The following is a 22,687-nucleotide window of genomic DNA, read 5'->3' on the forward strand; positions in this document are numbered from 1 at the left end:
CCGTCCCGGAGAAGCAATCCACTTTAAAACAGTCCACTTTTCTTAAAATTTTAGAATTTATCGGGTCGTGCGCCGTAGGTTACGATAGTCGTGTTCCAACAAAGACCCGGGAGGTAAACCAATGAAGAAGCGGTTGATTGCCGCATCGCTGACGACGGCTTTGGCCGCCGCGGCCGTCGGCGGATGCACAGGCGGGAGTGAAAACGCTGCCGTCAAGGAAGCTCCGGTCAAAGCGCCGGAAAACGAGTTGTTCATCTTCACGGCTTGGCCGGCTTTTTATGTGAAGGAAGACATTTTCGACAAACAGGTGGGGCAATTTCTCAAGAAAAAGTTTCCGGACGTTCAGTTCAAGCACGTCGCCTGGGATAACCCGGGCAGGAGGTACGAGGATCTGATTGCGGCGGGAACGATCCCCGACATTATTTTCGATGAAGTCCGGCGAAACTCGTACAGGCAGGTCGGCAGGTTCAAGATGGAATACGACGTGACCGAGCTTATTAAAAAATACAATTTCGACACCGGCAAAATCAATCCTTCGGATATGCAGCGGTCGATCGCCGCATCGGAAGGCAAGCTGTATTCCCTTCCCTTCAATAACAACGAGTGGGTGCTGATTTACAATAAAGATATTTTTGACAAATTCGGCGAGGAGTACCCGAAGGACGGCATGACCTGGGACGAAGCGTACGACAAAACGAAGAGATTGACGCGCCAGGACGGTGACATCACCTACAAAGGGTTCCAGATGAATCCGGCGCACTATATGAAATTCAACCAGCTTGGCGAGTCCGGGCTGGATCCGAACGAGGACAAAGCTTCGTTGACTTCCGGAAATTGGGTGAAAATCGTCAACAACATCCGGCGGTTTTACGATATTCCCGGCAACCAGCTCGTCAAAACGAACCAATTTTCCAAAGGCAACGTGGCGATGATCATCGATTCGTTGGAAAATGCCACAAGATTGATTAACGAAAACAAAAATATCAATTTCGATATTTCTTCGGTGCCTGTTTTCCCGGAAGCGCCGAAAGCCAAATTCCAGCCGAACACAAACGGGATGTTTATCACGAATCAATCGACGAAGAAAGATCTTGCGTTTCAGGTTATTGCCTATTTGCTGTCGCCCGAATATCAAATCGAATTGGCCAAACAAGGGGTTATCCCGACGCTGGCGGATCCGGCGGTACAGCAAGCTTTCGCCAAAGATTTGGCGGAATGGAGAGGCAAACGCGTCGAGTCGCTGTTTTATTTAACGAGCGCCAAGCCGACGCTCCGCAAACCCGGTTTGACGTTTATCGATACGAATACGGATATGGTATGGAATTTGATTTCGAAGGAATCCAAGGATAGTCAGACAGCGCTCAGGATGACCGAAGATGCGATGAACAAAACGATTCGCGAGGCTCAGGAGCTGGTTAAGCAGGGCGGAGTCAATCCGTATCAGTAAGAAAAACTCCTTATCGGAGTTTTTTTAAAGACGCCAGACCGTTTTTAGCTAGTAACGGTTGCGGATGAGCTTATAGGAGCCAAATAGGCGATTTTCAGATCGGTAACGGTTGCCAGAGCGGTTATTTGTGAACTTTTCTCGTATCGAAGGATACAAGATGAGAAATAGGCTCCGTCACAACCGTTACAAATTAAAATTGACGTTTTTGAGCCGAATAAGCTCGGCTGCACCCGTTAGACGATGCCGCTCGCATATGCGGGCGGCATCGTCCGAACCGTTTCCGGCTCCGCGCTTATAGGCCCGGGGCCGCATTCGCCGCTTTGCCCAGCGGCTGCTTTTTTGCGGTGAGCACGTATGTTTTGCCGGCTTCGGCATCGATCCTTACCATCGACTCCGCCGCTTCGACGGCTGCCGGAATCCCATCCGATTCGACGAAGAACTGCGCGGACCCGCGGCCGCAAACGATGGTGCAGGGGCCGCTTTTAGACGCCCGGATCGTGCAGCGGACAAGCTCGCCTTCCTCCCATTCGAGGTCGAGCTCAAAGCCGCCCCGGGCGCGCAGCCCGGAAATTTTGCCGTGCTGCCATGCTTTCGGCAGTGCCGGCAGCAGCGCAATTTCGCCGCGGTGCGACTGCACCAGCATTTCGGCGATGCCGGCAGTTCCGCCGAAATTGCCGTCGATCTGGAACGGCGGATGATTGTCGAACAGGTTGGGCAGCGTCGACTGCGACAGCAGCATGCGCAGATGCTCGTAGGCCTGTTCCCCGTCCTCCAGGCGCGCGTAAAAGTTAAGTATCCACGCGCGGCTCCAGCCTGTATGCCCGCCTCCGTGCTCGAGCCTGCGCCCCAGCGTCCGTTTGGCCGCCTGCGCCAGCTCCGGAGTATGGCGCGGGTGGATGATTTCGCCGGGATGAAGCGCGAACAGGTGAGAAATGTGGCGATGCCCCGGATGTACCTCATCCCAGTCCTCGACCCATTCCTGGAGCTGGCCGTGCTTGCCGATCTTCGGCTTCGGCAGCTTTTGCAGCACGCGCTCCCATTCGGAACGGATCGCTTCGTCCGTCTGCATCAGCTTGGAGGCGTCGATGCAGGCGCGCAGCAGCGTGTAAATGATTTGCGTATCCATGGACGGTCCGATGCACAAGCTGCCTACGCTGCCGCTCGGACCGATGTATTTGTTTTCCGGAGAAACGGAAGGCCCGGTCACGAGGCGCCCCTGCTGGTCTTCAAACAAATAATCGAGGAAAAATTCGGCCGCTTCCTTCATCACCGGATACGCCCGTTCGCGCAGGAAGCTTTCGTCCTGGCCGAATCGGAAATGCTCCCAAAGATGAAGGGACAGCCACGCGGCGCCGAGCGGCCAGATCGAACCCGGCATAAAGTTCCCTTCAATGTGGGTCGCCCCCCACATGTCGGTGTTATGATGGGCTACGATGCCTCGGCAGCCGTATACGGTTTGCGCCGTTTTCCTGCCGTTCGGCCGCATCCGGTCGATCAGGTCGAACAGAGGCTCGTGACATTCGGACAAATTGCACACTTCCGCAGGCCAGTAGTTCATCTCGGTATTGATGTTGATCGTATATTTCGACTCCCACGGAGGGGTGAAGCTTTCGTTCCAAATCCCCTGCAGATTGGCCGGATTCGACCCGGGACGGGAGCTGGCCATCAGCAAGTAGCGACCGTATTGAAAATAAAGCGCGATAAGGCCCGGATCGTCTCCGCCTTCCTTAAACCGCTGCAGCCTGGCATCGGTCGGCATCGCCGCGAGGTCGCCTCCCTCTTTGGACCGGCCGAGCTCCAGCTTCATCCGTCCGAATTTGGACATATGATCGGCCGCATGGTCCTGCTTTACCCGCTCGTAGCCTTTGCGGGCGGCGTGCTCAAGCTGCCGTATGCATTCGGCCTGCGGATCCTCGAAGCGGAACGTCGTCGCGGCGGCGATATAAAGCGTCACCACATTCGTATGGCGAACGGACAAAAAATCGCCGATCGCATTCACCGTGCCGCCTTCGGCGACGGCCTTAACCGCGGCGCAGTATGTCACGCCGTCTTTGCCGCACTGCCCGCTCATCACCAGCGTATCGTTGCCGATCCGGCTCGTACCCTCGTCAAAAGGTCTGCGGCTGAGATTCATCCGCAGATTCAGCTTGGCGGAGCGGCCGCACGTGATGCGGACGACGAGCACCTGGTCGACCGCGCTGCTGAACAGCTCGCGGATATGCGGCACTTCGTTCAGATCGTAGCAGACGTGGGCGATACCTTTTTCGATATCGAGATCCCGGTAATAATTCGAAATCATCTTCTTCTCGCCGTCGTGATAAATTTGCAGCTCCCCGAGCGGCTGATAAGGATGCAGCGATTTCGGGATCGACATGAGCCCCATTTGCGCCAGCTCTTCCGCTTCCACATGGTTGCCTTTCATAAGCAATCGGCGCACTTCCGGCAAATATTTGCGGCCGTCCGGATTGTCTCCGCTGACGGGCCCGCCGTACCATACCGAGTCCTCGTTTAATTGCAGCCGTTCCTGATTCACTTTGCCAAAAATCATCGCGCCGAGCCGCCCGTTGCCGATCGGCAGCGCGTCCGTCCAGGCTCTGGCCGGTTTCTCGTACCACAGCTTGCTGCCGGCACCCAATTTTCTCACATCGTCCATTGCGATCTCTCCCTGCTACTTCATCTTGAGCGAAAGGCTTTCATTCGTTCACTTTCCTGATTCTTAAAGCGTAATACGGCTTTGCAGGCAAATCGACCCGGAACCTTCCCGTGAACTTCCCTTCGAGCGAAGCAACCGTCATGTTCCACGTATCGATCACATCGACTTCATAACTTCCTTCCGGCAAAGCGAATTCCCTGAACGAAAACCGGTGCGGGCCGAAATATTGCAAATAGTACTCCCCGCTTACCTCCAGCATGGCGGCATCGAGCCGTTCGCCGCCGTAAACGGCCTCGTCCGGCGCTTCCTCCAGAATGCGGCGCATGAATCTGATCCGCTCCGCACTTTTTCCGTAAAGCCGCCCGCCGTGCAGCGACCAAAGCGCTTCGCCGTCGTACGTTTCCCCGTGGGTCGCATAACCACCGCGAACATGGCCTTCCCAGAGGCGGAAAAGCATATCCTCGGGAGTCAAGCTGTATTCCTTGGCGTCCAGGTTGCCTTCGCAGCCGCAGTCGCCAAGGATCGCCGGCTTGCCGAAATGTCTCGTGCAGTCGGACACCGCCCGCACGTCGTCATGCCGCAGGCTGACATGTGTCACCCAAGGAGCTCCGAAATCGTATCCGGCCGGACCGCCCTGAATCGAACGCAGATGCCGGCCGCAGTCGCATTCCTCAACCGTCAGAAAAAGCCGGCGCCACATCTCTTCCGTTTTGTGCGGCATCGCCCCGCTGTCTTCCGCCAGCGTCCACCAGACATTGCGGTAAGCGCCGAGCCGTGCGACGACATACCGCACGTACCGCTCGTCGTCGTCCGCAGACATCCGGTCAAAGCCCCACCGCTCTTCGTCATGCGGATGGAACAAAACAAGATCCGCTTCGATGTTCATTTTGGCCAAATCGCGCACCTTCTGCTCGAGCCGGGCAAAATAGCCGGGATTCGGGCGGGAAAAATCGAACCCCCGCTCCGGCGTACCCGCAAACGGGTAAATCTCCGGCTCGCAGTCGCCGAATGCGCTTCGGTGCGGCAGCACGCACATGCTCACCCGATTGAACGGCGACCGCCGCAGCGTATCCAGCGTCCGCTGCTGCCGCTCGCCGCTCTGCAAATGCCATGAGCGGCACGCCGTGCCCACCGGGATAAACTTCGTCCCGTCCGCGTGCTGAAAATGGACGTTATCCTTCACCCGGACGGGGCCGCGGTTTCCCGGCAGAGCCGCCGTGCATACGAACTCGCCGGCGATCCCGTCCATGCCGGGACAGCTGCTCGACGTCTCATATGTCCACGCGCCTGTGCTCGAAGGCATAAAGCGGATGCGGTATATTCCGCCGCCGTCGTAAAAGCCTTCCGCCTCCGCCTCGAGCAGTCCCTGCCTAAAGCGGGCGCTCAGCCGCACGTCCGTAAACGGATTGCCTTCGGTAGGTCCGTCCAGCACCAGCTCGAACACGCCCCAGCGCTCCGTCTCCTTGCTTGCGATCAGTGGGATCACCTCCTTCGATGAAATTTCGGTCTCGGGCTCCTCTGGCCCCCCGTTTGGCCGGGCGAAATGCCCTGAGAGCTGGTTTTTCGCGCTCTCAGGCCCGTACCCGCCGCTTTCTCGAGGCTGAAAGGCGGTTTTTCACGCTCTCAGCCCCCTTCAACCCCCCGTTTGGCGGGCTTATCGCCCCGAGAGCGGGTTTTTCACGCTCTCAGGCCTGTGCCCGCCGCTTTATCGGGGCTGAAAGGCGGTTTTTCACGCTCTCAGCCCCCCTCGGCCACTCGTCTGGCGGGTGAAATGCCCTGAGAGCGGGTTTTTCACGCTCTCAGGCCTGTGCCCGCCGCTTTCTCGAGGCTGAAAGGCGGTTTTTCACGCTCTCGGCCTCCTTCGGCACCCCGTTTGGCGGGCGAAATGCCCTGAGAGCGGGTTTTTCGCGCTCTCAGGCCTGTACCCGCCGCTTTCTCGAGGCCGAAAGGCGGTTTTTCACGCTCTCGGCCTCCTTCACGGGCGGCCTATACCCTCACCAATCGCAGGGCGATGTAGGGCTTGCCCGGCAGCCCGATCTTGACCCGGCCCGTAAACGTGCCGTCCAACGGCGTCACCGTCATCTCCCACGCGTCGATGATATCCGCCCGGTAGACCGCATCTTCCGGAAGCTCCACGTGCCGGTAAACCGGCTGGCGCCGTCCGAAGTACAGCAGCCGGTATGCGCCTTTCTCCGCGGCTTCGATCCAATCCGCCGGGCCTGCCTCCATGATGCTCCGCAAAAAGGCGATCCGCTTCGGGCTCTCCCCGTACAATACTCCGCCAGCGGAGATCCAGGCCCTCGTCTCCCGGTCGATGAACGATTCTCCGTGCGAGACGAAGCCGCCCCGCGACATCCCTTCCCAGCAGCGGTGGACGAATTCCTCCCCGGAGATGTTGCCCCACCGTCTCGAGCTGTTTCCCTCATAGGAGATTTCGTCGATCACGACCGGTTTGGCCGCTTGCTCCCTCCATTCCGTCGTCAGCTCCGCGTCCCAATGCTGGATGCTCTGATGCGTCAACCACGGTTTCGTATAATCGTACAAGGTGGACGTTTTGTACATCTTCGTCCCGTTATGGATCGAACGGAGATGCTGGTACGGGTCGCACCGCTGGACGTACTGAAGGAGCCGGTCCCAGTCCGCCACCGTTTTGTTTTTGTTAAAATCGTATTCGTTCGACAACGACCACCAAACGTTCCGGAAGGCGGCCAATCTGGCGATGACGTAACGCAAGTAAAACCGGTCCGTTTCCTCGTCCATACCGTCGAAGCCCCAATGACCTTTGTCGTACGGGTGGAACAAGATCAGATCCGCCTCGATGCCGAGCTGCCGCAAATCCCCGATCCTTTTCTCCAAATGGGCAAAAAAAGCGGGGTTGAATCGCGTCGTATCCGCATCCCCGGGGCACGTTCCGGCAAAAGCGAAAGCCGGAGGCTGCATATCCCGGGTCGGCAGCAGGCACATCCGCACCTTGTTGAACGGGGACTCCTTCAGCGTTTGCAGGGTCAGCGCCTCCATCCGCTCGTCGCCGTGATGCGTCCAGTGGTAGCAGGTCGTGCCGAACGGCATAAACGGCGTACCGTCCTCATAGGCGAACAAATATCGGTCCTTGACCCGCACGGGACCGCGGTTGCCGGGGGACGGCTCCACGCAGACGAATTCGCCGGCATGACCGTCCAGCCCGGGCTTGCTGCTGCGGGTCACGTACCGCCACACTCCCGCCCGGTCCGGCATAAAGCGGATGCGGTACGTGCCGTTTCCGTCGTAGAAGCCGTCCGGCTTGACGATCCGGTTCTTGTACTGAAACTGTGCGGACAGCCGGACATCGCGGAACGGATTGCCCTCGGACGGGCCCTGCAGGACAAGCTCAAATATGTCCCATTTCTCGACTTCACGCCGGGTTTGCACTGCCTCTTCCCCCCTTTCTAAAAAGTCCGGTGAAACCGGCGAAGTGGCCGGAATCGTACCGGAGAAGCGATCGCCTTTGAGAACGGATTTCAACCGCTGAATAGCAATAAAGCTACCCCAAAAAAACGATTTGAAGATGAACCCTTGATAAGGGGGAGGGGAATCCCCGCCCTGACAAATGGATTCATCCGATTTTTAAGGTTTTTCGACAAGCTCACCGCTGAAATCAAAAAATCCGTGAACAGGTTCGCTCAAAGGCGCGATCCGGGGCACGCAGCGGAGCATCGCCGGACTTTTATCTTCACTTGATCCCCGAATGCGCCATCGTCGCGATCACCTTGCTCTGGAACAGCAGGAAGATGATCAGGTTCGGCAGAAACATCAGCAGCGCCGCCGCTGCGGCGGCCCCCTGCCTCGCCACGTTGTTGGCCATGCCGCTCGTCAGCGTGTGGATGTAGAACGGAAAAGTCTTCATCTCCTCGTCCTGCATGAACAAAGTCGACGTCTCCGTATTGCCCCACGCCGCATGGAACGCGATGATGCCGATCGTCGCGACCGCCGGCATGATGACCGGAACGACGATTCGCAGAAAAATCGTATGCTCCCGCGCGCCGTCCATTTTCGCCGAATCGATCAGCTCGTTCGGAAGCTGGTCGATGAACTGCTTCATCAGAAATACGCCCGTCGGCACGGCCACCATCGGCAATACGTGTCCCAAATACGTGTTCATAATGCCCAGGTTGCTGACGACCAAATAACGCGGAATCGCCACGGTTTCGGGAGCGAACAGCAGCGTCAGCAAAATCGAGCCGAACACGAGCTTATGCCCGGGAAACTTGTGCTTGGAGATCGGGTAAGCGCACATCGCGCTGACCACCGTGACGATGATAACGCAAAGGATCGCGACGATCACGCTGTTGAAGATGTACCGCGTGATCGGCGTCGCCGTTCCTTTGGTAATGGACAGCAGCTCCACGAAATTTTGAAAGGATGGGTCTCTGACAAAAATGTTCGGCGGATAAATAAACAGCTCCTGATACGGCTTAAATGCATGGTTAAATATGTACACGAGCGGCAGCAGCATAAAAATGCTGAGCAGCACGAGAACAATCGCCGAAAACTTCTCCATCGGACTCAAGCTGCGCAGTTTGGACCGCTTTTTCCATATAAAAAGCTTCTGCAGCTTCCCCGCGACCTGCATCTATTCGTCCTCCTTCGTGCCGAACAGCCTCCAGCAAAGCTTGTTCGCCATATAAATCAGCACCAGCAAAAATACGGAGAGCGCCGTCGCATAACCGAGCTCGAAGCGGATGAAGCCGTAGTCGTCAATATGGGTGACGATCACGTGCCCCGCATACTGCGGCGTCGGGTTCATCCCGGACAGCTGCTGCCCGATGCCTCCGGCCTTGAATGCCCCGACGATCGCCATGACGGCGCCGAACAGCATTTGCGGCTTGGTGGAAGGGATCGTGATGTACCAGATTTCCTCCAGCCTGCTGCGGATGCCGTCCAGCTTGGCGGCCTCGTACAGCTCCGGATTGACGTTCAAAATGCCGGCAAGCATCGCCAGAAAGCCGATGCCCATGCTCGACCAAAGCGTGACGACAATCATCGAGGTCATCAAATATTCCTTGCTCGTCACCCACAGCACGGGCTCGTTAATGAGGCCGGCCTTCAGCAGGAAGCTGTTCAAATACCCGATCCGGTCGCCGGACAAAAGCGGAATCCAGATGATGCCCATCGTCACCCCGCCAGCAAGGGACGGGGTGTACATCGCCAGCGTAAACCATTTGCGGTAAACGCCGGGCAAAATCGAGATCAGCCACGCCAGCAAAAACGAGGCGATGTATCCGCCCGGACCGACGATGACCGCAAATTTGAACGTATTCGGCAATGCGTACTTGATCAGGATCAAATCCTGCGACAGCATGTAGCGGAAATTGGCCCACCCGACGAACCGCGGCGGCTCGAGCGAGTTGTAATACATAAAGCTAAGCGCAAACGCGGCGATGACCGGAACCATAATAAAGATGATAAAGCAGACCATAAACGGCGCGATGAAGATGTAAGAGGCCCGGAACGACCATATGGTTTGCAGCGCCGCAGCCGCCTTATTCCTCAGACGGTTCGCGGAAGAATGCGGCTTCTGCAGCACCAAAGGCTCACTTTTTAACATACTTATCCGCTCCTTCCCACGGCTTGTCGATGCTCGGCAGGTTCAGCGACCGTATGACCTTGCCGTTTGCGTCGATAAAATTAAACTCCTGCATCTTCCGTTGAATTTCCCGGTCGATGTCGACGATCGCGGTTTCCAGCGAGGTCCGGTAGTTGATCCCGTCGACGACGGTGCGGTTCCACGCGTTTTGCAGCTCGCGCTCCATGAAGTAGCTGCCGGGCACGTTCGGAATTTCCCGGAACCATCTCCACTGCTCCATAATCGCTTTCAAATCGTCTTCCTTCCACGGAAGCCGCACGAATGCGTCGATGTTGGACGTATTCCAACGGAAGCTGACGCCGTTCAGCGTTTCCAGATCGGTCCCGTACCGCTCCTGCACTTCCGCCGACGACCACCATTTCAGAAACTCCCACGCTTCCTTCGGCTTCTTCGTCTGCTTGAAAATCGCCGAAGCCTGCATGCCGCCGCCCATCCAGCGGGCAACGGTCCCGTCAGCCTGCTTCATGCCGGGGATCGGGGCGACGCCCCACCATCCGTTCAGCTCGGGTGCGGCAACCGCAAGCTGGATATACATGCCGAGGTCTGCAATGCCAAGCGGCATCGTTCCGTCGCGGAAATGCTGGTAAAAGCTCGAAACGGTGCGGTCCACCGCATATTTGTTGTACAGGTCGGTCCATATTTTGAACGACTCGAACCCTTTTTCCGATCCGATCGCCGTTTTCGAACCGTCCGGCTCGAAATAATCGGCGCCGTTTTGGAAGAAAAACGGGATATGTCCGACCGGCGTGATGTTCATGCCGTTTTGCTGCAGCACCGGCAGCATTTTGTACAGATCGTCCCACGTATCCGGCACCTTTAACCCGCGGCTTTGCAAAATATCTTTGCGGTAAAACAGCATTTGGAACGTTTGCGTCTCCGGCATGCCGTAATACCCTCCGTTATAATAAAACGGGGTCCACGAGCCCGGGGCATACTGTTTAAACACGGTATCGAAGTCCTCGAACTGCTTCAAATCGTACATGCCGTTTCGGACCGCATACTCGAACGGCGTATCCTGCGAGAGGCCGAGCGTGACGTCGGGCGCGATGCCCGCCGCATTCATCAGCACGAGCAAACTCGCATCGGGCAGCAGGTTCACCTTGACCTTGATCCCGGTTTGCGGCGTGAACATCTCGTTGGCCATATCCTGCAGCAAATTGACGTAATCCCTGCCGCGCAAAACCCATACGTTCAGCACGTCGTCCTGAACATTGCTCAATTTTTCCTTCGGCTTGAAGGAGTACAGAAAATTAACGACCATACCCTCCAGCTTTTGTATGAACGACGCTTCCATTTTCGGAAAATCCTGCTGAACCGGGACGACGTACAGACGATCGAGCTGAAGCGGCTGACTGTTCAACTGCTGGATCAAATCTCCCACTTTTCCTTGCAGCGATACGAGCCGGCTCCCTTCGTAAGGAATTTCGTCCTTGTCGGCCAGCAGCGTATCGATTTCTTCCACGACCGTAACAAGCCCTTGCGAAATCGCGTCCGGGCGCCCGTTGATCGTTTCCAGCCGCGCGCGAATATCGTCAAGCCCTTGCCTGACCCCGCGCAGTTGATCGGTGAACCCCGGCAAATCTTTGTCGATGTCCCACGTCCGGTTGCGGTCATCCACCCCTCCGGTCAGCGCTTTAATATCGGCGGCCAGCTGCTTCAGTCCCGCGATATGCTTTTCCAGCTCGACCATCGCCGGTTTCAGCGGGGCCTGCGTCACGCGCATGGAAATCGTATTTGTTCCTTTGGACAAATAAAATTCATATGGCTGTCCCTTGTCGTCGCCAAGAACGATACCCTTCCAGCCGGTCGAGTACAAAAATCGAAACGCTTTCAGCTCGGAAAACGGCACCTTCCCGTTGATCATAATCGTCCTGAACGACGAACGGTTGGACATAAACGACTGCTGTGCGCGCAGCGCGATTTTGTAATAGCCGCTCTCCGGCACGTCGAAGCTCCAGCTGACCTCCTGGTTGCCGGTCGACCACCGCTGGCCGTCGATCGTGTTGTACGTAATTTTCCCCCGCACGTAAGGCACGGAGGCGATATCGTTATCGTAGGCGAGCGGGATGGAGGAATCGTTTTTCCACTGCGCCGCCTCCGCTTCGATGACGATCGGATCCGCCTTAACGGGCGCAGCATTCGCCGGCATCCTGCTTCGCGCCGCTTTGTAATCCTCCGTCGCCTCCGGCGCCTTGAACGTGATCGACTCGATCGCCACCGGATCGCTGCCCGAGAAACGGATTTTGTGCTTGCCCGGGGTTAAATGGAAAAGCAGCGGATCCTCATAGCTGCCCGCCAAATCCCGGAACGGGGCGGTCAGCCAGCCGGAGACGTCCTCCGCCATAGGCCGGATTTGATCGCCGCTATCGTCCGTCCGTGCGGGCAGCCGGTCCTTCCAATGCCGGTACAGCTGGATCGATTTCGCCTCCGGGTAAGGATTGGAGCCGTCCAGCGCGACGTTCCAGGAAACCGGCTTGCGGTGCTTCGCATCGACAAAGGGGTGATACGACACCTCGATGGCGTACAAACCGCCCTGCTTGACGTCGATTTCATATTCGATCCATTCGTCGGCCGCAGCGTTCCAGACGAGCACGCCGTTTTTCCCGTTGTAATCCCGAACGGATACATGGGCGTCCGGCGACTTCCCCGCCGTTCCCGCTCCGGGTATCGTGATCAGACCGGAGTGTTCCGCCGTGGCGCCTTCACGCTTCCACCGGTCAAGCACCTCCGCATAATAAACTTCGGATTGGGAACGATTCGCGTCGTCGCGGCCGGCGGCCGTTACGGCGCTTCCCGGTGAACCGCCGCCCTCCGCCAGTCCGGGAACGGCCGGACCGAGCGCGAGGACAAGCGACAGCGCGGCCAACGTCCAAACCCGAAATTGTAGCATTGCCTTCAACTCCATCCCTCCGCCGTATCTTTAGTACGATAAATTTTCCGTCGTCTCTTTATCGAAAAACAGCGCCTTCTGCATATTAAGCGTCAGCGTAATCCTCTCGTTTTCCAAAAAGTCGTGTCCTGCATGAGTCCGCGCAATGAGCAGATCCGGCGCTCCGATATCGAGGTACACATACATATCGGCTCCCATCAGCTCGTTGATCTTCTGAACCCCGGCGATTTGCGCACCGGGATGCGATTCGCGGGCCGCCGGGTCGAGCAAAATATTTTCGCACCGTATCCCCATGACGACAGTCCGGTTCAGCTTCTTTTTTTCCCTTAACATGTTCGATTGCGCCTGGGGAATTTTCAAATAATACCGGTTTGTATGAAATTCCAGCAAACCGTCCGAGCTTTCCAAAACCTGGCCTTCGACAAAATTGATCGGAGGGGTCCCGATAAATCCGGCGACGAACATGTTTTTCGGATTGGCATAAATCATCTGCGGCGTATCGACCTGCTGGATCACTCCATCCTTCATGACCACGATGCGGTGTCCCATCGTCATCGCTTCCACCTGATCGTGCGTCACGTATACCATCGTCACGCCGAGCTGCTTGTGAAGCTTGATGATTTCCGTCCTCATCTGGACTCTCAGCTTCGCATCGAGGTTGGACAGCGGTTCGTCCATCAGAAACACCTGCGGATTGCGGACGATCGCCCGGCCGAGCGCCACGCGCTGGCGCTGGCCGCCGGAAAGCTGCCTCGGCTTGCGGCCGAGATACGGCTCGATTTCCAGCGTTCTCGACGATTTTTTCACGGAAAGGTCGATTTCATGTTTGGGCATTTTGCGCAAGCGAAGGCCGAAAGCGATATTTTCATATACACTCATGTTCGGATAAAGCGCATAATTTTGGAACACCATCGCGATGTCCCGGTCCTTGGGCGGCAAATCGTTGACCAAACGGTCGCCGATATACAGCTCTCCCGACGAAATTTCCTCAAGGCCCGCGATCATCCGCAGCGTCGTCGATTTGCCGCAGCCGGAAGGACCGACCATGACGAGAAATTCCCCGTCTTTTATTTCCAAATGAAAATCTTTAACGGCGTAGCCCCGTTCTTTTCCGTATCGTTTTTCCACGTGATTCAAAAGAATGCGCCCCATGCGGCACCTCCCGTCATTTTTGGAGAGTGGTGTGGTGAAAATGTGAGAACGGTTTCAATATTGTACTCATTATACCTCCATCCATTTTTGCGATTATAGGTGATGATAACTTACTCTATAGGGGAATCATGCTTTCAGATGTCCCCCAAAACACAAAAAAGAGGCTATTCCTTGTTGGCAGCCTCATCCGCTTCTAAAGCGATATCTCTTTATCCTCGAATTCCTGGAAGTTTTGCCTGTATTGGCGGGGGGTGACCCCTGTCTTTTTGCGGAACAGCGCATGGAAAAATTTCATATCCAAATACCCGACCTGGTTGGCTATTTGGTAAATCGGAATGTCGGTCGATTTGAGCAGCTCGCAGCATTTTTGTATCCGCACGTTTTGCAGGTATTGGGTAAATGTGACGCCGGTCGATTTTTTGAACAACCGTTGGAAATGGCTGGCGCTTAAGAAAAAGTAGTCGGCTACGTCCTGCACCGATATGTTTTGCGTATAGTTGCATTTGATGTAATGAATGACCTCCTCCAGCCTGCTGAAGGAAGCCGGTTCATTTTCGTGCTTCAGCTCGAAGCGCTGCATCGTGACCAGCATTTGGATGAGCAGCACCGTCATATAGGTCTCGAAGCCGATGCTCCGCTTCAGATATTCCCGGTACATGCTTTGAATGATCGTCGAAAACGTATCGTGCTTGTCTTGAAAATGGAGCCAACGCGCCGGGCATTGATGGGGCTGATATATGATGTCGTAAGTGTAGGAATCCCTCTGCAAAAGATGCTTCCATTTCTCGAGAAATTCGACGCGGAAAATGCAGTTATAGATCACGAGCATTTTATCCTGCTTCGGAGAGGACGGCCGGTACACATGCGACGCCCCGATCGGAATCACAAACAGGTCGCCCTGCTTGATGGGAATGACCTGGTCTTCTATGTAATGATAACCGCTTCCTTCCCCGACAAAGCTGATTTCCACGAAATCGTGGGTATGCTGCGGGGTTGTAAACGATTCCAATTCCCGGTTTACGAAGATGTCCATGTTCTCGTCAAAAAACTGCTCGCCGCTTAAATGTCCAATTCTCCCATTCATGCTATCACCCCAGTGCATGATTTGTCATTTGACATGGCGTGTTTCAAGCGGAGCGGTGATGCGGAAGCCGATGTGGCCGGATGGCTTGCCCCGCCTGCCCCGCTTGCCGCCGCCGGTCGCCGGTCGCCGGGTTCATAGAGGAACTGCAGTGCGCTAAAATGGTCATTTGGGAGGTGCCGCGAAAAATAAAGGAACTGTGGTTCGTTATTTACGTATTTTTGACGATCTGCATACCAATTTCCACGATTTAGCGAATCCCAGTTCCTCTATTTTTTTCGGATGTACTTATTCACCTCATATAGCGAACGTCGGTTCCTCTAATTTATGAAGCAGTCAGTTCGGCGTCGCTTCCGTTTCGGATAAGATCACGTTTTCCATTGCGTGCGTTAACCCGTCAACATAACACGGGAAGTGCCCACGCCCCCTATTTATGGCTGCGGACCGCTATCAGCTCAAACTTGCTTCACCCATTCCTCTTCCAGGCACACATATTTGATGCACTTGCGCAAATACGAAAAAGCGATATGAATTTTTCCGTCGCGGCTTTGCACGATAGCAGGGTACGAGTAGCCGATTTCGGACTCCTTGTACTCCAGATCGGCCGTCTGCACGTTCCGGTAATACGGCCACGTTTTTCCTTCATCCTCGGAAATGGCCAACGTCAGCGGCGTGCGCAGCGGTTTTCTGCGGAACTCGCCCTTGCTCTGCACCCAGCGGAACTGATCGCGTTCCATGGAGGAGTTGTTGTAAATCAGCGCGAGATGGCCGTTTTGCAGCCTCGTTAGCTGGATGGAGGAGTTGTTGTTCGGCAGCTCGCTCCTCGCGGGAGCCGTCCACGTTCTGCCGTTGTCCCGGGAAACGCTCGTATAAATCCGCTCCGCCTGACGGCTGCGGAACACCGCATAAAGCGTTCCATCCTGCAACGCCACCACGCTCATCTGCACCCGGTGCACGCTGTCCGCCACTTCGTATTCGCTCCACGTCTTGCCTTGGTCCGTGCTGATCAGCACGACGCTGTAATGTCCGCCCAGCTTGCAGTAGTAGGCCGGGAGCAGCCAATCCCCGTTTGCCAGCACGAGCAAAGGCTGTCTCAAAAAGATCCCCGGTCCCTCGTGCAGCACCGTGGTTTCGCCCCATGCAGCTCCCCGATCTTCGGAAATGCGGCAGACAACCCTCGACGTTTTCTGGTCGTGAGGTTCGTTGGACGTATGCAGCAGCCACAGCTTGCCGTCCGGCGCCTGAAACAGCACCGGATTTTGCTCCGACCGCTCGGGGTTACCGGACAGCTGCTGCGGTGCGCTCCAGCGGTCCGCCCCGGCCGGCAGCCGCGACATCACGATGTTCGTATCGGGATTGCCCTCGCCGCTTCCCGAAAACCAGACGCACAGCAAATCGCCGTTGTCCAGCTCGAGCAGGTTGGCCGCATGGTTGTCGCTCGGGCCCGGAACGGGGAGATAGGCTTCCCGGCGGTCCGGATCCGCCTCCGGGCGGGAGACGATTCCGTTAAATCGGTCCATGTTCGTCGCTCCTTTTTTGGGTTCGCGTTTTAAAAATTGTTGGTGAAACATATGTCGCTGCGTGTCTCGGATCGTGCTTCCTGATCGTGCTTCCGATCGCTCTTGTTCACGGATTTCTATCATTTAGGCCGCTTTCAGCGGTTGAAATCCGTTCACAAAGGCGACCGCTTGCGCTTCTCCAGCACGACTCCGTCCACTTCGCTCGTTTCACCGAAGTTCTTGAAGATCTCACCCAAACTTTTTTTGTTTGGGTAGTTTTGGAAAACCTTGGTGAAACATGCCCGCTCCGTGTCGCGGGGCGTGCTTCCGATCACATGACGACCACTGCGCTAACGGACTCAGCGGCCTCTAATTGAAGAAAATAGAGTGCTTTGAAAATCTAACGGACACAGGAGACGCTATTGACCGCAAAAACACGTAAACAGACGATTTTTTCGCCTAATAGCGGCGCTGGTGTCCGTTACATTCGCGATTCGGGCATATGGCAAGCATAAGCGGCACTGAGGTCCGTTAGAGTGAAATGGGCGGGTGCCCCCTATAGCTAACGGCCCTTAATTCAAGATCGCTCCGCTACCGCTCAAGCTCCGCCCAGCGAAGCTCCGTGCGGCGAAGCCGATCCGCGGCGTAAGCGAGCCGGCCGTTCACGTACAGCCGGTAGCCCGGCTCCAGATCCGGACGGGCCTCGGCCGCCCGGGGGCTGCGATACGTGATGCGAAGCTCCTTGCCGCAGGCACGGATGCGGTCGAGGCAAAAATAATCGAGCCCGATATCAAGCGGATCGAGGACGAGCCGGTTCTGTTCGACGGACAAGCCGGCCACGTGCGACACGACCAGGTCGATATAATACGAATGGTTGTATTCCTGCTCGTCGCTCAGCGGCTCGCCCGTCGCGCTGTTGTAATGCTCGACCAGACCGGGCTGGCTCAAATCCCGCTGCATGAAATGCAGGAACGAATACTCGCGCAAATAATAGGCGAACCGATTGTCGAACCGATGGCCTCTTCGCTTGCTTTCCCGGGCGAGCGCATCCAGCGCGATCGAATTCGTGTAAGGCCAGGTCGGCCCGTCCCAGACGCAGCCGTTGCGGCCTTTGACGAAATGCCCCATCCAGCCGCCTTCGCTCGAGTAAGCGGGGCAGTCGGCGGAAACCGACGGAAACGGACATTTCGTATGAAATTCCTGCTCGTTAAAAAGATGCTCGATCATCCCGTCGAACCGTTCATCGATCATCTGCGCCCAGCCGGGGTAAATGCCGACGATATTTTTAACAAACGCCTTCTCGTCGGTTTCAAAATGCAAATCGTAGAAGAACGCGGTCTCCTCGTCCCACATTTTGCCGAGAATATCCCGTTTGATGCTTTCCGCCTGCCGGGTAAACGCTTCCATTTCGGGGTCGCCTACTGCCTCGCACAGCTTCGCAATCCCAAGCGTGTTGAGATAATGGTAGACGGCGCGGTCGACCCTTTTCAAATGCGTATACGTCGTCTTGTCCTTCGGATTTTTCGGGTAACCGTGGAAATACCAGTAGCTCGGCTGATATTCCTTGCCCGTTCGCGTATGCTTCGGCTCGATGAGCAGCAGGTCGCGTTCGTTGCCGTAAGCGCGGCTCCATGCCGCGACGTTCGCCTTCATGGCCGGCAGCATTTCCGCTGCCAAAGCGGTATTGCGGTGCACCAGATAAAGCTGGTAAGCCGCCCAGCAGCCGAAATTCGCGAACGAATGCATCACCGTGTCCACCGTCAGGCAGCAGAACATACCGTCTTCGCCCGGGCGCTCCTTCATGTTGCGCAATGCCCCTTCACAATATACCGGGTCGTGATACCACCGGGCATCCATGATGTGCAGCGGCACGGACAGGTTGATCAGCTTGCTGAACTCCCATCCCCCTTTGTCGAACGGCCTCTTGCTTTTCTTGTGGGATCTTCCCTCGTAAAACAACGGATACGGCAAATTCCCGTACTGCGGATCGGCGAGGTTGTGCCTGAGCAGAAACCACCGGTATTTCCACGTTTTGTCCAAAAGCGGGTCGCTGCTTTCAAACCGCGGCGCCTTTTCGAACCACTCCGCGTATTCGCCGCGCTGACGCTCCATGACCTGGTCGGCGGTAAGGCCGGATTCGGCAAACGCGGCGGCCCGCCTCTGCAGCAGAGCGAAATCGTCTTTACCGGCAATGCCAAGCGCTGCGGCGATCACAAGCTGCTTCGATTCACCGGGCTTCAGCCGCACCTCCCCGTACAAATCCGGATCGCTGACCGCAATGGCGCAGGCAATATCGAAACTGTAATGCTCGATATGAAACAAGCCGTGCAAATAACTTCCTTGACGCTTCGCAAACGCGTCGCCGTACGTTTCAAGCTTCAAAACAAGATCCTCGCCGCTGCGGTTGGTCCAGGTCTGGCACGAAACGGCGCAGTCGTTCCAGGAAATAAACTTCCGTTCCGAGAACGAAATCAGGTGATTCGTATACTCCATATGAAGATGGCTCGGAAGCCATTCCGTCCGGCAAGGCTCGCAGCTGTCCGTCAAATTGTTCGCGACTGCGAATAAAAGAGGAATGTTGACTTTATGAATAAAGTCGAACCTGCCTGAAAATCCGGGCTTCGCCTCCAGGTAATCGGCCCAAAGCCGAGCGCCGGTCGATCCGAGCAGAAGCGCTCCGGGCAGCGTGCGAAGCGCCTTTTTTCCGGCACGCAAATCTTCTTCCCATTCGGTGCCTTTCAGCTAAAATCCCCCCATCCCAAATCTTGATATTGGTGTATTATATTACCTCTATATGAATAGTATAAAATACTCCGCTTTGTTTGGGATGGTGTGATTTGCTCATTGTATAGGGCAATCGCGCCTTTACTGCACGTTTCGCCCCCTACCACGAAATGGTGATTTTGGAAAAGGCGATTCTCTCCCGCTTCCAAGTGTAGGTCAAATATAGGTCATTTCCGCTCGCGACGATGGCCGGATAAGAGTACTGGCTTTCGCCGTGATCGAGCATAAGTTCGTTATCCCACGTCGCGCCGTTGTCCCGGGAAAGCCGCAGCACCAGCGGCGATCTTGGCCCTTTCGTTTTGCCGGGGTCGGGACGGGTCGGATTGTAGACGAGCGCCAGCGTGCCGTTATCCAGCTTCGCCAGATCGATTCCGCTGTTGTTGTTCGGCAGTTCGGTCGGATATGCCGGACACCACGTTTTCCCACCGTCCGCCGAATCGCTGCGATAGATCGCCCCCTCCGTGCTGCGCGTCAGCATATGGACGATACCAGGGGCCGATTCCCACAAGGTCGGCTGAATGATGCCCTTTCCCTTCAAAACGCTGTGGTCCAGCGGCACCGTTTCGCTGCGCACCCACGTTTCGCCGCCGTCAAGCGACTGGTCGACGAACGCATCCCAGGCGGGCTCGAGTGACGCGGGTGCGGCGATCGTCCCGTCATGAAGCACGATCGGCTTGTTTTTGACCGGGCCTCTGCCCCCCGTATCGCCCGCCACTAGCGGAACCGGCTCGCTCCACGTAACGCCGTTGTCGGCCGAACGGCACACCATCGTGACCCAATCCGCAATGCGTTCGCCGATTTTATAATAAAGAAAAAGAACGCCGTCCCCTCTTCGGAAAAGGACGGGGTTCCAATGGGGCACCCCCTCCTTGTCGGCGACCTTGACAGGAGGCGTCCAGCCGCCCCGCTTGCTCCTGCGCGACATCCATATCGCGACATCCCCGTCGCCTTCCTTCGTTCCGCCGAACCAGGCGGCGATCACTTCGCCGCCGGGCAGCAGCTCCAGGGTCGAGGCATGGCAGCTGCGGAACGGGCGGTCTTCCTCGAAAATAAACTCCTTGAATCCTATGTATTTCAAAAGGCATCGACTCCTTCGGATGAGGTCATCGCCTCGGCCCGCCCCGATCGTAACGGACGATGATTCCGGGAAGAGCCGGGCACTACTTCGTAGCGGCACCCCGCATCGGTTGGAAATGAAATTACGTTCGGTTCCACGTGCTGCGTATCGACGCTTCGCCCGGCCCGGCTGACCTGAACCGGACCGTTGACCCATAGCCGGCACGTCCTGCCGGCGACCGATTTGATCATGGCTCGCGTCAGCCGCCCGCCCTGCCAATCGATATCGACCTCGAAGCCTCCGCGCGCCCGGAGACCGCGGACGCTGCCCTCGCTCCACTCCGCGGGCAAGGCCGGAAGCAGGCGAATCAGACCGGCGTGGCTTTGCAGCAGCATTTCCGCGATGCCCGCGGCACCGGCGAAATTGCCGTCGATTTGGAAAATGTTCATTTTCACCTTCGGGTGCCGGTGGGCGTTCATCATGTTCGGGTGCAGGCCGGCGAGAAGCTCATGCAAAAAATGCGCCGCTTTCTCCGACTCGCCGAGCCGGGCCCACAGGCTCACCATCCACGCGCAGCTCCATCCCGTATGCGCCCCGCCATGGGCGAGCCGGCGTTCGAGCGCCGCCCTGCACGCTTCCGCCAGCTCCGGCTGGCCGTATGGCGCGATCAGGTCCAGCGGATGGAGCGCAACCAGATGAGCGGTATGGCGGTGTCCCGGCTCCCACTCGTCGAAATCGTCGTTCCACTCCTGCAGCTGCCCGTATTTTCCGATCCGAAACGGCGGCATCCGCGTGAGCGCATGCTCCAACTGAGCGCGAAACGCGGAGTCCCGGTTCAAAATGGTCCCGGCCTCGATGCACCGGGCAAACAACGCTTGGATCAGCGCCAAATCCATCGTCGATCCGGCCGTTACGCTGCTTCTCTTCCCATCTGCAGCGATAAAGAAGTTTTCCGGCGAAGTCGACGGGCAGGTGACGAGATGGCCGTCCGGCCCCTCGACGAGCCAATCGAGGCAAAACAGCGCCGCTTCTTTCATCGCCGGGTAAGCCCGGGCGAGAAACGCCTCGTCCTGGCCGAACGCGTAATGCTCCCACAAATGCAAGCTTAGCCATGCACCGGCCATCGGCCAAAACGCCCAGCTCGGCGATCCGCCCACCGGCGTTGCGGTCCGCCACAAGTCGATGTTGTGGTGTGCGGTCCAGCCGCGGCAGCGGTAGTGGACGCCGGCCACGCGACGCCCGGTGATCCGCAAATCCTCGATCAGATCGAAAAGCGGCTGATGGCATTCCGCAAGGTGGCCTACTTCCGCCGGCCAATAATTCATTTCCAGGTTGATGTTCGTCGTCCAGCTGCCGCACCACGGCGGCTGCGTTTTGTCGTTCCATATGCCCTGCAGGTTGGCCGGCTGCGTCCCCGGGCGGGAGCTGGACAGCAGCAAATACCTGCCGTATTGGAAAAACAGCGCGGCAAGATCGGGATCGCTGCCGCCGTTTTTCACCGCTTCGATGCGGGCGTCGGTGGGCATGCCGCTCAGGTCGTCACCCCCGGAGCCGCCGCCGCCCAACTCGAGAGCAACGCGGCCGAACAGCGCCGTATACTCGCGGACATGCCGCTCCTTCAGGCTGTCGTAGCCGAGCCTTTCGGCCTCGCGCAGCCGGGCTTCGCACAGCACGGACGGACTCGGGCCGGCGGCCGGATCGCTGCCGAAGCCGGCGAAGCTTGTCGCCGCGGCCAGCAGCAGCGTGATCTCGCCGCTCCCGCCGCTGACGCGAATCCGGCCGCCGCTCGCTTCCGCCCTGCCCTTCTCCGCCTTGACAAGCAGGCGGACCTCAAAGCCGATCCCCCTGCCTTCCGCATATTGAACGGGATCGGTGGACTTAACCGTATTCGGCTCCACATGAATCGGGCTGCGCCCGGAAAGCGAGATGCCGCCTTCCGCTGTTTTGCGCACGGAATATTGCAGCGGACTGTGTAAAACGGCGGTAAAGCCGGTTTTCCGCTCGCAGCGCAAGCGGATCGCCATCACCTGGTCGGCGGCCGAAACGAACAGCTCGCGGGTGTACAACACGCCGTCTTTCCTGTATTGCACGCGCACGATTCCCTGCTCGAGGTCGAGTTCCCGGCGATAGTCGGAGATGCCTCCGCCTTCCTCACCTTCATCGAAGACGAGCTCCAAATCGCCGAGCGGCATATACGATTCGATCTCCGGTCCCTGCATGTACTTCTCGACGGTCTCCTCCGCCTCCGCATATTGGCCGGCAAAAATCATCCTGCGTACGGAATCCAGATGGTGCTGCGCGTCATAGCGGACCGTATCGCGCGGCTCGCCCGACCACAGCGTGTCTTCGTTCAGTGAAATGCGCTCGCGGGCGGGGCCGCCGTACACCATGCCGCCGAAACGCCCGTTGCCGACGGGCAGCGCCCCGAACCAGTCCGCCGCCGGCTTATCGTACCATAAAACAAGCCGTTTACCGGGCATAACTTCCTCCTCGCTCCCGCG

The 22,687-nt window shown here is 57.2% G+C and carries 13 protein-coding genes; 1 reads left to right on the plus strand and 12 read right to left on the minus strand.

Annotated features, from left to right (window positions below):
- Positions 1–121 precede the first annotated feature (121 nt).
- On the plus strand, positions 122–1,447 hold the full coding sequence (locus tag MYS68_RS20035; protein ID WP_248927547.1) for an ABC transporter substrate-binding protein: 1,326 nt from the start codon (positions 122–124) through the stop codon (positions 1,445–1,447).
- Between the two features lie 292 nt (positions 1,448–1,739).
- Here the strand turns inward: MYS68_RS20035 and MYS68_RS20040 are convergent, their stop codons facing one another.
- The 12 genes from MYS68_RS20040 to MYS68_RS20095 form a co-directional block, all read right to left on the minus strand.
- Complete coding sequence (locus tag MYS68_RS20040; RefSeq protein WP_248927548.1) at positions 1,740–4,100, minus strand: glycoside hydrolase family 95 protein; 2,361 nt, start codon at positions 4,098–4,100, stop codon at positions 1,740–1,742.
- A 40-nt stretch (positions 4,101–4,140) separates the two neighbouring features.
- Positions 4,141–5,586 (minus strand): DUF5605 domain-containing protein, encoded by a 1,446-nt coding sequence (locus tag MYS68_RS20045; protein ID WP_248927549.1) that lies wholly within the window; start codon positions 5,584–5,586, stop codon positions 4,141–4,143.
- 500 nt (positions 5,587–6,086) lie between these two features.
- Positions 6,087–7,508 carry a DUF5060 domain-containing protein gene (locus tag MYS68_RS20050; RefSeq protein ID WP_248927550.1) on the minus strand — a complete coding sequence of 474 codons (1,422 nt, stop codon included), beginning with the start codon at positions 7,506–7,508 and terminating at the stop codon, positions 6,087–6,089.
- Positions 7,509–7,809: 301 nt separating this feature from the next.
- Complete coding sequence (locus tag MYS68_RS20055) at positions 7,810–8,709, minus strand: carbohydrate ABC transporter permease (protein WP_248927551.1); 900 nt, start codon at positions 8,707–8,709, stop codon at positions 7,810–7,812.
- The gene (locus tag MYS68_RS20060; RefSeq protein ID WP_248927552.1) at positions 8,710–9,684 is read right to left on the minus strand and encodes a carbohydrate ABC transporter permease; all 975 of its coding nucleotides are present in this window, start codon (positions 9,682–9,684) and stop codon (positions 8,710–8,712) included. It lies immediately after the preceding gene.
- Positions 9,671–12,628: an extracellular solute-binding protein gene (locus tag MYS68_RS20065; RefSeq protein WP_248927553.1), complete on the minus strand. Its 2,958-nt coding sequence runs from the start codon at positions 12,626–12,628 to the stop codon at positions 9,671–9,673. The genes MYS68_RS20060 and MYS68_RS20065 overlap by 14 nt, the downstream gene beginning before the upstream one ends.
- Positions 12,629–12,643: 15 nt before the next feature.
- Positions 12,644–13,765 carry an ABC transporter ATP-binding protein gene (locus tag MYS68_RS20070; RefSeq protein ID WP_248927554.1) on the minus strand — a complete coding sequence of 374 codons (1,122 nt, stop codon included), beginning with the start codon at positions 13,763–13,765 and terminating at the stop codon, positions 12,644–12,646.
- Positions 13,766–13,958: 193 nt separating this feature from the next.
- Positions 13,959–14,849 (minus strand): AraC family transcriptional regulator, encoded by an 891-nt coding sequence (locus MYS68_RS20075; RefSeq protein WP_248927555.1) that lies wholly within the window; start codon positions 14,847–14,849, stop codon positions 13,959–13,961.
- Positions 14,850–15,301: 452 nt separating this feature from the next.
- Positions 15,302–16,366, minus strand: coding sequence for a sialidase family protein (locus MYS68_RS20080; RefSeq protein ID WP_248927556.1), 1,065 nt, complete (start codon positions 16,364–16,366; stop codon positions 15,302–15,304).
- 570 nt (positions 16,367–16,936) lie between these two features.
- Positions 16,937–19,060, minus strand: coding sequence for an MGH1-like glycoside hydrolase domain-containing protein (locus MYS68_RS20085; RefSeq protein ID WP_248927557.1), 2,124 nt, complete (start codon positions 19,058–19,060; stop codon positions 16,937–16,939).
- A gap of 169 nt (positions 19,061–19,229) precedes the next feature.
- Positions 19,230–20,207: a sialidase family protein gene (locus MYS68_RS20090; protein ID WP_248927558.1), complete on the minus strand. Its 978-nt coding sequence runs from the start codon at positions 20,205–20,207 to the stop codon at positions 19,230–19,232.
- Positions 20,204–22,666: a glycoside hydrolase family 95 protein gene (locus tag MYS68_RS20095; protein WP_248927559.1), complete on the minus strand. Its 2,463-nt coding sequence runs from the start codon at positions 22,664–22,666 to the stop codon at positions 20,204–20,206. Before MYS68_RS20095 ends, MYS68_RS20090 begins: the two co-directional genes overlap by 4 nt.
- Positions 22,667–22,687 lie beyond the last annotated feature (21 nt).

The organism is Paenibacillus hamazuiensis (genome assembly GCF_023276405.1).
In the GTDB taxonomy this organism is placed as follows: Bacteria; Bacillota; Bacilli; order Paenibacillales; family NBRC-103111; genus Paenibacillus_AF; species Paenibacillus_AF hamazuiensis.